General features: G+C 69.1%; 1 protein-coding gene (running past one end of the window). It reads right to left on the bottom strand.

Features of this window, described 5'->3' with window-relative positions; translation table 11 throughout:
• Positions 1-12329, bottom strand: partial view of a non-ribosomal peptide synthase/polyketide synthase gene (locus PSR88_RS31015; RefSeq protein WP_037197338.1) — the 5' end (the start) only. It extends 21418 nt beyond the left edge of the window; only the first 12329 of its 33747 coding nucleotides appear in the window; it begins with the start codon at positions 12327-12329; the stop codon falls past the left edge of the window.

Here is a 12329-nt window from a genome sequence, read left to right as displayed (position 1 = left end):
TGCTCGAGCAGTTCGGCGAAGGACGTGCCGGGCTCGACTTCGGTCCGCAGCACCAGCGTGTTGACGAACATGCCGACGAGGTTCTCGAGTGCCTCGTCACCGCGACCGGCCACAGCTGTTCCGATGGCGATGTCGGTGCTCGAACTGAGCCGTGCCAGCAGCACGGACAGCGACGCGTGCAGCACCATGAACAGCGACACGTTGTGTGCGCGCGCGACCTCACCGAGACGACGGTGGATGTCCTCGTCGACGGAGAAGCCGACGGAGGCACCGGCCATCGACCGCACCGTCGGGCGGGGCCGGTCGGTGGGGAGCGCCAGGACGTCGGGCACACCCGCGAGGGTCTTCGACCAGAAATCGATCTGCTGCGTGGCAACAGATTCCGGATCGTCTTCGGATCCGAGGAGAGCGCGCTGCCAAATCGCGTAGTCGGCGTACTGGACCGGGAGTTCCGGCCACTGTGGCTCGCTCTCCTCGAGACGCGCGGTGTAGGCCGCCATGATGTCGCGTGCCAGCGGAAGGGTCGACGCGCCGTCGGAGGCGATGTGGTGCATCACCAGAACCAGTACATGGTCGTCCGCACCGATCCGGAACAAGCCTGCGCGGACAGGGAGGGTGTCGGTGACGTCAAATCCCTGGGACGCGAACTCGAACAACCGCGCCGTCAGATCCGTCTCAGCCACCTCGACCGATTCGATCCCCAGGTCGACTTTCGACGCAGGAAGAATGACCTGGTGCGCACCGGAATCCGAGTCGGGGAACACCGTCCGCAGGACTTCGTGGCGCGTCACGACGTCGGAAAGAGCAGACGACATCGCCGCGACGTCGAGGTCGCCACGGAGCCGGACCGTCAGCGGCACGTTGTACGCCGGGGACGCCGGGTCGAAGCGGTTGAGGAACCACATGCGCTGCTGCGCCAGCGACAGCGGGAGTTCCTGTGGCCGGGCCTGCGCGACGAGAGCGGGGCGCGGTGTTCCGTCGCCGCCCTGCTCCTCGACGAAGGCGGCCAGTTCGGCGACGGTGGGAGCCTCGAAGAGATCCCGCATGCCTACGATCGCGCCCGTCGACGACGACAGGCGTGCCGCGACCCGAGTGGCGCTGAGCGAGTTGCCACCGAGATCGAAGAACGACGCGTCGACGCTGACGCGATCGACACCAACCACGTCGCCGAAGATCGTTGCGACGATCTCCTCCAGCGGCGTGCGCGGAGCAACGAACTCGGCAGTGTCCGCGGCGAACTCGGGTGCCGGGAGCGCCTTGCGATCGATTTTGCCGCTCGAGTTCAACGGCATCTCGTCGAGGACGACGAGCGCGTCGGGGACCATGTGTGACGGCAGAAGCGAACGCAGGTGCGTGGACACGTCGTGCGCCACCACGGTCGCATCTGCCGCGGCGGTGACATACCCGACGAGCCGCTGAAGTTCGTCACGCTCGTGGACGACGACGATCGACTGCTTGACCCCGTCCATCGCGGTCAGGGCCGACTCGATCTCACCGAGCTCGACCCGCAGACCGCGGATTTTGACCTGGAAGTCACTGCGCCCGAGGAAGATCAGCTCACCGTCGGCGCGCTCGCGCACGAGATCGCCGGTCCGGTAAATACGGGAGCCGGCATCGCCGAGGGGGTTGGCGACGAAACGCGCGGCGGTGGTGCCGGTCATCCCGCCGTAACCGCGCCCCACTACGACGCCGCCGATGTACAGTTCGCCGGTCACGCCGGCAGGCACGGGGCGCAGCCGCTTGTCCAGCACGTAGTAGTCGGCTCCCGGCAACGCGGACCCGATCGGGATCGGGGTGGCCTCGGCGCCGGGTGCAGTCAGGTCGAGCTCGTAAGACGCACTCACGTCCGACGCTTCCGTCGGGCCGTAAGAGTTGACCAGGCGGACGCCCCGGCCGATCAGCTTCGCGTACGCAGCCGGCCGGATCTGCTCACCACCGAGGACGACGCAGTCCAGTGCCGCCAGACGGTCGTCGACGTCGAGTTCGGCGAGCAGTTCGAATGCGCTGGGCGCCATGTTCACGACGCGGACGTCGCCCATGGCGAGATGACCGAGTATGTCCGCCGGGTCGAACCCCTCCGCCGCGAGGTGGAGTACGCCACCGGAGATCAGCGGAACCCAGACGTTCTTCTGTGTGAGGTCGAACAGCGGGGAACTCGCGACGAGGACACCCGTGCCGTCGCCGATGCGAATTTCGTCGCGGTACCACCGGTAGGTGTTCATCACACCAGCCATGGGCACCATTGTCGGCTTCGGCCGTCCCGTCGAGCCCGACGTCGAGATGACGTATGCGAGACGGGATCCCGCCTCGTCGTCCGACCACGGGTCAAACCCGAGGTCGCTGGCGTCGTACTCGGTCAGCGCCGCGACGGTGTCCGGAGCGTCGAGGACGATGGCCTCGTCGAGAACGGTGTCGCCCAACGGCGTACGGCCCAGTTCGCGCCACGACGACGTGGTGATCGCCACGCGCGCTCCGCTCGTCTCCACCAGACCGGCGATACGCTCGAGAGGCCACGCCTGGTCGAGTGGAGAGTACGCGGCACCGACCTTCCACGCGGCGAGCATCCCGACGACCCAGTCGAGCGAACGCGGAACGATCAGGGCGACGACGTCGTCGGCCCCGACACCCCGGTTCGCGAGTTCGCGGGCCATCTGGTTGGCGCGGCCGTTCAGCTCGGCACGCGTCGTCGTGATTGTCCCGCCGACCACCACGACGGCGTCGGGGTCGCGCTGCACGTGCTCGTGCCATGCGGCGAGAGGGGACTCCGGCCGGGCCGCGGCCGTATCAGCGGGGGCTGCCAGCTCCGGGACGATCGGTGCGGCCGTGTACTTTTCGAGGTCGACGTCTCCAACGAGCGCGTGCGCATCGGCGATCACCGTGTCCAGGATCGCCCCGAAGCCGTCCTTCCCGTCCTCGGACGGCGGGGCCATCATGATCGTGGGAACCAGACCCGACAGCACCACGGAGACGATCGCGTCCGGACCCATCCCCCGCTCCGACAGCGGCGCGGACATCAAGCGGAGCCGCTCGTCGAACTCGCGGTACGTCACCTGCATGCCGTCGTGGGCGACCGCGACGGCGTCGGGAGCGACCTCGACAGCGGCAGCCAGGAGCTGCGGCAGCTCGCGAACGGTCATCGTGCGGGCGGGCCTGACAGGGGTCAACTTTGCTCTTTCACGTTCGGTAAGAATGTCGATGTCCCCCACCGAGACATCCGGGTCGGCGACGACCGCTTCGAGAATGCGGACGAAACGCTCCGCGATCCGCTCCACGCTCGCCCGTTCGAACAGGTCGGTGGCGTACGTGAACCGGCCGCCGAGGCCTGCCGGTTCACCCGACTCGTCGGCCTTCTCGGTGATCGTCAGTGTGAGGTCGTACTTGGCGCCCTGCGCCATGTCCTCGATCACGCGGACGGTCAGACCGGGCAGTTCGAGCGCGTCCATCCGGTTGTTCTGGAACGACAGCATCACCTGGAACAGCGGCGAGTACGCCGCCGAGCGCCGAATCCGCAGTGCCTCCACGATCTTCTCGAACGGCACGTCGGAATTACCGAACGCCGCCAGGTCGCCTTCGCGGACCCGTTCGACGAGTTCGGCGAACGAATCCCCCGGCCGCACGTGGGTGCGCAGGACCAGGGTGTTGACGAACATGCCCACCAGGTCGTCGAGCGCCTGATCGCTGCGTGCGGCGAGCGGGGTGCCGACGGTGATGTCGTCGCTGTTGCTCAGCCGCGACAGCAGTGTCGTCAACGCCGCGTGCGTCACCATGAAGAGCGAGGCGCCGCGTTCCTTGCCGACCGCTTCGAGGCCGCGCCGCAACTCGGGGGTGATCGCGAAGTCGATCGAATCGCCCCGCATCGACTGCCTGGCCGGGCGTGCGTGGTCCAGCGGAAGGTCGATGAGCTCGGGTGCCCCGGCGAGGGTGTCAGCCCAGTGCGCGATCTGCTTGCCCGCAAGCGACTGGGTGTCGGCGGGGTCGCCGAGGACTTCGCGCTGCCACAGTGCGAAGTCGGGGTATTGCACCGGCAGCGGCTGCCACAGGGGCGCCGCACCAGCGGTGCGCGCGCTGTAGGCGACCATGAGGTCGCGCGCGAGCGGGGACATCGACGCGCCGTCGGCGCAGATGTGGTGCACGACGAGGACGAGCAGGAACTCGCTCTCGCTCGTGGCGAACAGCCGGATGCGCAGCGGGGGCGCGACCGTGACGTCGAATCCCTCGGTGGCGAATTCGGTGAGGGCCGTGCGGAGTTCGGCCTCGGTCACCGGGACGGGCGTCAGGTCGAACGGAACCTGCGCGGTGTCGACGACCTGCTGATACGGGCCGTCGCCGGAGTCGGGAAACACGGTCCGCAGCGACTCGTGCCGCGCGAGCACATCCGACACGGCGGACGACATCGCGTCGATGTCGAGCGAACCGGACAGACGCACGGCGAGCGGGATGTTGTACGCGGAGGACGCCGTGTCGAACCGGTTCATCAGCCACATGCTCTGCTGAGCCATCGACAACGGAACCCGCTCGGGGCGGGGTCCTGCGACGAGGACCGGGCGGTCGGAGCCCGTGCCTGCCTGCTCGGCCACCTTCAGGGCGAGCCGTTCCACGGTCGGTGCCTCGAACAACTCGCGCACACCCAGACGGGTGCCCGCGGCAGCGTTGAGCCGGGCGACAGCCTTCGTCGCCACGAGCGAGTTGCCCCCGAGGTCGAAGAACGACTCGGCGACACTGATCTTCGCGAGCCCGAGCACGTCAGCGAGGACACCGGCGACCAGTTCCTCGGTCGGCGTACGCGGCTCGATCATCTCGCCCTGCAGGGCGTCGAAGTCGGGCTCGGGCAGGGCCTTCCGGTCGAGTTTGCCTGCGGTGGTGAGCGGGATCTCGTCGAGGACGACGACCGCGCTCGGCACCATGTGCGCCGGAAGCATGTCGCCGACGAAATGCGTCACCTCGGCGACGTCCACCGCGGCGCCCGCGGTCGGCAGCACGTACGACACGAGGGCGGTCGAACCCGACGGCATCGACGTGCCGAGGGTGGCCGCGAACTCGAGGTCCGGGTGCTTGACCAGAACGGCGTCGATCTCGCCGAGTTCGATCCGGAAACCACGGACCTTCACCTGGAAGTCACTGCGACCGACGTACTCCACGCCGTAGCCGGCACGGTGCCCGGGGTCGACGACGAACCGGACGACGTCGCCCGTGCGGTACATCCGGCTGCCGCTGTCGCCGAACGGGTTCGCGACGAATCGTTCGGCGGTGAGGCCGAGACGGTCGTGGTAGCCGCGGGCGAGGCCGGGGCCTGCGATGTACAACTCCCCCGCCACGCCGACGGGTACCGGGCGCAGCAGTTCGTCGAGAACGTAGACGGTGACACCGCAGACGGGACCGCCGATCTCGACCCGGCTCCCGGGCACCAGCAGGTTGCTGACGTTGCTCATGACGGTGGCCTCGGTGGGTCCGTAACCGTTGTACATCCGGCGACCCGGCGCCCAGCGTTCCACCAGTTCCGGCGGGCACGCCTCGCCGCCGACCACGACGACCTCGAGCCGGTCGAGTCCGGCCGGCTCCACCGACGCGAGCGCGGCGGGCGTGACGAAGGCGTGGGTGACCTCGTTGTCCGCGAGGAAGTTTCGGAGCTCCTCGCCGCCGTACAGGTCTGCGGGGGCGACGATCATCGTCGCGCCGCAGCCGAAGGCGAGCAGCAGTTCGAGGACGGACGCGTCGAAGCTCGGGGACGCGAAGTGCAGGGTCCGCGCCGACGGGCTCACCCCGTAGTGGGTGCGCTGCTCGGCGGAGAAGTTGGCCAGACCGGTGTGGGTGACGACGACGCCCTTGGGCAGACCGGTGGTACCGGACGTGTAGATCATGTACGCCGGGTGCTCGAGCTGCACCGACGCGGTCCGCTCGGAATCCGTGACCGGATCCGCCGACTTCGGGGCGCACAGCGCGTCGCACTCGGACGAATCGAGGGCGAGCCATTCGACGTCCGAGGGAAGGGTGTCCCGCTGGGCGGCCACGGTCAGGCCGAGAATCGCACCGGAGTCGGCGACCATGTGCGCGATGCGCTCGGACGGGTAGCGGGGGTCGACGGGCACGAAGGTGCCGCCGGCCTTGGCCACGGCCCACGTTGCGATCACCGAGTGCAGCGAGCGCGTCATCCCGAGCGCCACCGACGTTTCCGGTCCCACACCGCGATCGACGAGAACCCGGGCGAGCCGGTTCGAGCGCGCGTCGAGTTCCGCGTAGGTCAGCGATTCGCCGTCCGCGACCAGCGCGGTGCGCTCGCCGTTCTCGGCCGCGGTCGCGGCGAGGATCTCCGGCAGCGACAGCGGTGCGACGGCGTCGGTGCCGTGCGCCGCCAGCAAGGACGCACGCTCACCGGGAGCGAGGATGTCGATGTCCGCGACGAGCGTGTCGACGTCCCCGGACAGCGCACCGAGCACGCGGACGACCCGCTCCATGATCTCCTCGACCTCGGCGGCCTCGAAGATCTCGGGAAGGAACTTGGCCGTCAGGTGCAGCCGCGGGTCGGTCATCGCGACGATCGCCAGCGGGTAGTGCGTGGCGTCGTTGGACGTCACGTCGAGAACGCGGAGACCCTCGATGTCGCTGCTCTTCGTGAGCGCCTCACGGTCGAGCGGGTAGGACTCGTAGACCATCAGCGTGTCGAACAGCGCGCCGAGGCCGAGTCCCTGCTGGATGTCGGTGAGCCCGACGTGATGGTGATCGAGCAACTCTGTCTGCTCGTGCTGGATGCGGTCGAGCAGGGTGCGGACGGCGTCGCCGGCACGGACGCGGACCCGCACCGGCAGAGTGTTGATGAACAGCCCGAGCATGGACTCGATGCCGGGCACCTGCGGCGGACGACCCGAGACGGTGGTGCCGAACACCACGTCGTCCCGTCCGGTCAGCCTGCCCAGCACGATTCCCCACGCGGCCTGGACGAGGGTGTTCATGGTGACACCGAGTTCGCGCGAGCGCGCGGTCATGTCGGCGAGCAGGTCGTCCGGCAGGTCGATCACCAGCTCACCGGGGGTGAGCGTCGGCGCGGTCTCCGCGTGCGCGGGTGCGAGGAGGGTGGGCTCCTCGATACCGCCCAGGGCATTCGTCCACGCGGCCACGGGCACCTGCGGGTCCTGCGCGGACAGCCACTCGAGGTAGCTGCGGTACGCACGCGGCTGCGGCAGTGCCAGTTCGTCGCCGTCCACCGCGTACAGGGTCAGCAGATCCTGGATGAGGATCGGCAGCGACCAGCCGTCGAGGAGGATGTGGTGGTTGGTGACGGCGAACCGGTAGCGGTCCTCGCCCGTCTCGACCAGCAGGAACCGAACGAGAGGCGGCGCAGTCATGTCGAACCGGTCGGTCCGGTTCGCGAGCATCAGCGCCTCGAGTTCCGCAGCACGATCGGACTCGGACGCGGCCGAGAGGTCGACGTGCGTCCACGGCACGTCCACCCGGTCGACGACCACCTGCATGCCGGCGCCGTCGTCGCCCGCGACGAACGCGGTGCGCAGGTTGGGGTGCCTCGCGACGAGTGACTCCGCGGCACGGCGGAGGCGGTCGGTGTCGACGGATCCGCCCAGGTCCATCACGAGCTGGGTGGTGTACACGTCGGTGGCGGTACCGGCCAGCGACGCGTGGAACAGCAAGCCCACCTGCAGCGGGGCCAGCGACCAGACGTCGGCGAGCGCGGGGTAGTCGCTCTCGAGGGTGTCGATCCGGCTCTGACTCAGGGACACGAGGTCGAGGTCCGACGGCGTCCGGCCACCGGCTCCGGGCCGCTTCGTGTGTTCGACGAGCCCTTCGAGCGCGCGTGTCCACAGGCCCGTGAGCTCGCCGACCTCGGCGTCGGTGAGGACGCCCCGGGGGAAGTCGACGGTGGCCGAAAGTCGCTGTTCTCCTTCGACATCCACGATCATCGCGTTGATGTCGAGGGCGAAGTGCACCGGCATCTCGCTGTTGCGGGTACCGGTCAGCTCCATCGTGTCGGTGTCGGGCACCCAGCCCGCCGCCCGGAACGCGTCGGGGATCTCGCCCACCGACACGCGACCGAGGTAGTTGAAACTGATCTGCGGGCTCGGCAACGCGGCGAGAACCGCGCGGGTCTCGGCGTTGAGGAATCGCAGCATTCCGTAACCGATGCCGTGCTCGGGTACCCGGGCGAGTTGTTCCTTCACCGACTTGACGGCCCGGCCTGCGGCCGCACCGCCGGCGAGGGCGTCGCGCACGTCGACGCCCGGCGCCGACAACCGGACCGGGAACATGCTGGTGAACCAGCCGACCGTGCGGGAGAGATCGGCGCCGGGCAGCACCGTCTCCTCGCGGCCGTGGCCTTCGAGGTGCACGAGGGTGGAGGACTCGGTGACGCCGCGTTCCGCGCGCCACGCCGCGACGGCGAGGGCGAGGGCGGTGAGGAGACCGTCGTTGACGCCGCCGTGGAACGCGCGCGGCACGTCGGTCAGCAGACCGTCGGTGACGTCGGCCGGGACCTCCAAGCGGACCCGGCCGGTGGTCGAGACCGTGTCGCGTCCGTCGAGGGCGCGCGAACCGATCAGCGGGTCCGCACCGTCGAGAGTGGTGCGCCAGTGGTCGAGTTCGGCCACGCGGCGGGCGCTCCGGGCGTTGTCGGCGAGGCCGTGCGCCCAGCGGCGCACCGACGTGCCGACTGCCGGGAGCAGCGGGTCGGCCCCGGCGGCGATCTGCGCCCACGCGGATGCGAAGTCGGGCACCAGCACTCGCCAGGACACCCCGTCCACGGCGAGGTGGTGGATCACGACGAGCAGTCGTCCCGACTGCGGGGTGCTCTCGCCCTCCCCGCTGTCGGCGTCCGCGCCGTCCCGCGGTGCGAGATCTCCGGCATCCTCTGCGGGCGCGAACCAGACGAAACGCACCACGCTGCCGGTCGCCGGGTCCAGCGTGTCCACCGTGCGCTCGAGAGCGTGCGCGGCCAGCGCCTCGAACGAGTCGGTGCCGGGTCCCTCGCTGAACTCGACGCGATCGACGAGCCGGTCGACGTCGACGGAGCCGATCGGTGCGACCTCCAGCGACCATCCGGCCGGAGAGTCGGTGCGGCGCAACGACGAACGCAGAGCGTCGTGACGATCGACGACGGCCGCGAGCGTGCGCACCAGGCGGTCCCGCTCCACCTTCGGCGGCAGTGCCAGGAGAATGGACTGGGAGAAGCGGTGGAAGTCGCCGCCGAGTTCCGTCATCCAGTGCACGACCGGTGTCAGCGGCATCGTGCCGATACCGGCGCCCGGAAGTTCCTCGAGGACGTGCACCGTCGCCGACTCGGATGCCGACTTCGCGACCTCGGCGAGCGAGGCCACGGTCTTGCGCTCGAAGACGTCGCGGGCCGTGAACAGGACACCGGCTTCCTTCGCGCGGGACACCAGCTGGATCGAGACGATGCTGTCGCCACCGAGCGCGAAGAACGAGTCGCCGACACTGACCCGCGGCAGACCGAGAACCTCGGCGAACAGTCCTGCGATCGACTCCTCCATGGTGCTGCGAGGGGCCACGTACTCACTGGACTCCGCCGCGAACGTCGGTTCGGGCAAGGCCTTCCGGTCGAGTTTGCCGCTCGCTCCGACCGGCATCTCGGCGATCACCACGACGGCGTCGGGAACCATGTACGAGGGCACCGCGCGGCCGACGTGGACCGTCAGATCCTCGACGTCCACCGCCGAACCGGGTTCGGGGACGACATAACCGACGAGCCGCTGCCCCAGGGAGCTATCGTGCACGACCGCAACCGACTGCGCCACATGGGGATACGAGGACATCGCGGCCTCGATCTCGCCCAGTTCGATGCGCAGGCCGCGCACCTTCACCTGGAAGTCGGTGCGACCGAGGTACTCGATGCTGCCGTCGACGCGCCACTTGACGAGGTCGCCGGTGCGGTACAGACGGGTTCCCGCGGCGCCGAAGGGATTGGCCACGAAGCGTTCTGCCGTGAGTTCCGGCCTGCCCTCGTAGCCGCGCGCGACCTGGGCGCCCGCGAGATAGAGCTCTCCCGCGGATCCGATGGGAGCGGGCCGGAGGTGGCCGTCGAGCACGTACGCCTCGGTGTTCCACACCGGGGTGCCGATGGGAATCGTGTGGAGGGTCTCCCGATCCACCTCGCCTGCGGTGGCGTGCACGGTGAACTCGGTGGGGCCGTACAGGTTGTGCAACCCGGCGTCGGACTTCGCGCGGAACGTTGCGGCGACGGCAGGCGGAAACGCCTCGCCCGCAACGAGAACAACGCGCAGGCTGACGAGTTGTTCGCGGTCCGCTTCGGCGACGAACACCGACAGCATCGACGGGACGAACGACGTCGCCGTGACCTTCTCGCGCGCGATCACGTCGGCGAGGTAGGCGGGGTCGCGATGCCCCTCGGGTGCGGCGATCACCAGGCGCGACCCGGAGGCGAGTGCGGCGAACAGTTCCCACACCGACACGTCGAACGTCGTCGGGGTCTTCTGCAGCACGACATCGTTCGCATCGAGCCCGTAGCGCGACGCGATCCACGTGACCTGGTTCAGGACCGAAGCGTGGCTCACCGCCACGCCCTTCGGACGTCCGGTGGACCCGGACGTGTAGATGACGTAGGCCGGGTTCGCCGGCCGCAGATCGGCTGCCCGTTCGTCGTCGCGGATCGGGCCGGCCGGGGCGCCGCTCAGATCCAGGGCGTCGATCTCCAGGACGTCCTGATCGGCGGGAAAGACGAGGCCGTCGCGCGCGACCGTGAGGATGCACAGCGGGCGGGCACTCTCGAGCACGTACGCCGTGCGCTCGGCGGGGTGGTCGGGGTCGAGGGGCACGTACGCGCCGCCCGCCTTGACGACGGCGTACATCGCGACCATGGAGTCGAGCGAGCGGCGGATCGCGAGGGCGACCTTCGTCTCCGGACCCACCCCCCTGCCGATCAGCGTCCGGGCGAGACGGTTCACCCGCGCGTCGAACTCGGCATACGTGAGCTCCTCGCCGTCGAAGACGAGTGCCGTCGCGTCGGGCGTGCGCCCGACCTGGGCGTCGAACAAGTCGACGACGGTCCCCGCCGGCGGGGTCACGACGTCGCCGTTCCACCCGGTCACGACCTGTCCGCGTTCCTCGTGGCTCATCGCGGCCAGGTCCGACACCGAGGCGTCGTCGCCGGCGCCGAGGAAGCGCTCGAAGAAGTCGAAGAAGCGGCTGTGGTGACGGTCCAGCTCGTCGGCGGAGTACAGGTTGGGGTTGGCCTCGAAGTCGATGTGGATCTTGCTGCCCGCCACACCCTGGTAGATGTTCAGCGAGAGATCTTCGACCGGTCCGGTGGTGAGGACGTTCTGGTGTCCGGTGACCGTCCCCAGCTTGATCTCGCTGTGGAACATCATGATGTTGATCGAGGGACCGAAGAAGCCACGCTGCCCCTGGGGCGCTCCCGCGTCCCGGCGGATGTCCTCGTGGCGGTACCGCTGGCGGCGCAGGGCGCCAGTGAGCTCGATCTGGACGCTCTTGACCAGCTCGGGGACGGTCATCTCCGGGGTGATCTGGAGTCGGAGCGGAACGATGTTCGACACCATTCCGCCGGAGCGACGCAGCGTGGCGGTGGTGCGCGCCGAGACCGGGAGGCTGAGGACGACGTCCGTCCGGTCGGTCATATGGGCCAGGTACGCGGCGAATGCGGCCACCACGATGGGTGCGGAGCTGGCGTTGCTGCCGCCGAGCGCCTCGTCGAGCAGGGTGGCGGTGGACTCGGGCAGGGCCTCGGAGGAGAGCCGCGCGAACTTGCCCACCATGGCCGCGCGACCGGCGAGGCTCGGAGCCTCGGGCAGGTGCGCGGTGCGTTCGGCCCAGTATTCGCGATCCTTCGCGAACCGCTCGGAGTTGCGGTACCGCTGCTCGTCCTCGACGATCCGGACCAGGTCCTCGGCGCGGCAGGCCGGCGGCTCGGTGCCCTCGACCAGTGCGGTGTAGATCTCGGCGATGCGAGCGATCAGCGCCATCGCGCCGAAACCGTCGAGCGCGATGTGATGGATGCGGCAGAACCAGAAGTAGTGATTCTCCCCGACGTGGAGCAGGTAGACCACGACGAGGCGGTCCTCGAGGAGGTCGACGGGGGCGCTGTAGTTGGCCCGCATCCACTTCTCGGCGGCGTCGACGGAATCGTTCTCGGCGCGGAGGTCGACGTAGGTGATGGCGTCGTCGAGCGCCTTGTCGACGTACTGGTACGGAACGCCGTCGATCTCGACGAGGCGGAGGAAGCCGGAGCCGAACTCCCGGCCGGTGCGCTTGCTGGCCTCGGTCAACAGGTCGAGGTCGATGTCACCGCGAAGCTCGATGTACTGGGCGATGGTGAGAGGAACGTCGCCCAT

This window comes from Rhodococcus sp. DK176 (genome assembly GCF_038447315.2).
In the GTDB taxonomy this organism is placed as follows: Bacteria; Actinomycetota; Actinomycetes; order Mycobacteriales; family Mycobacteriaceae; genus Rhodococcus_F; species Rhodococcus_F jostii_A.
This window is presented reverse-complemented; position numbering and strand designations above follow the sequence as displayed.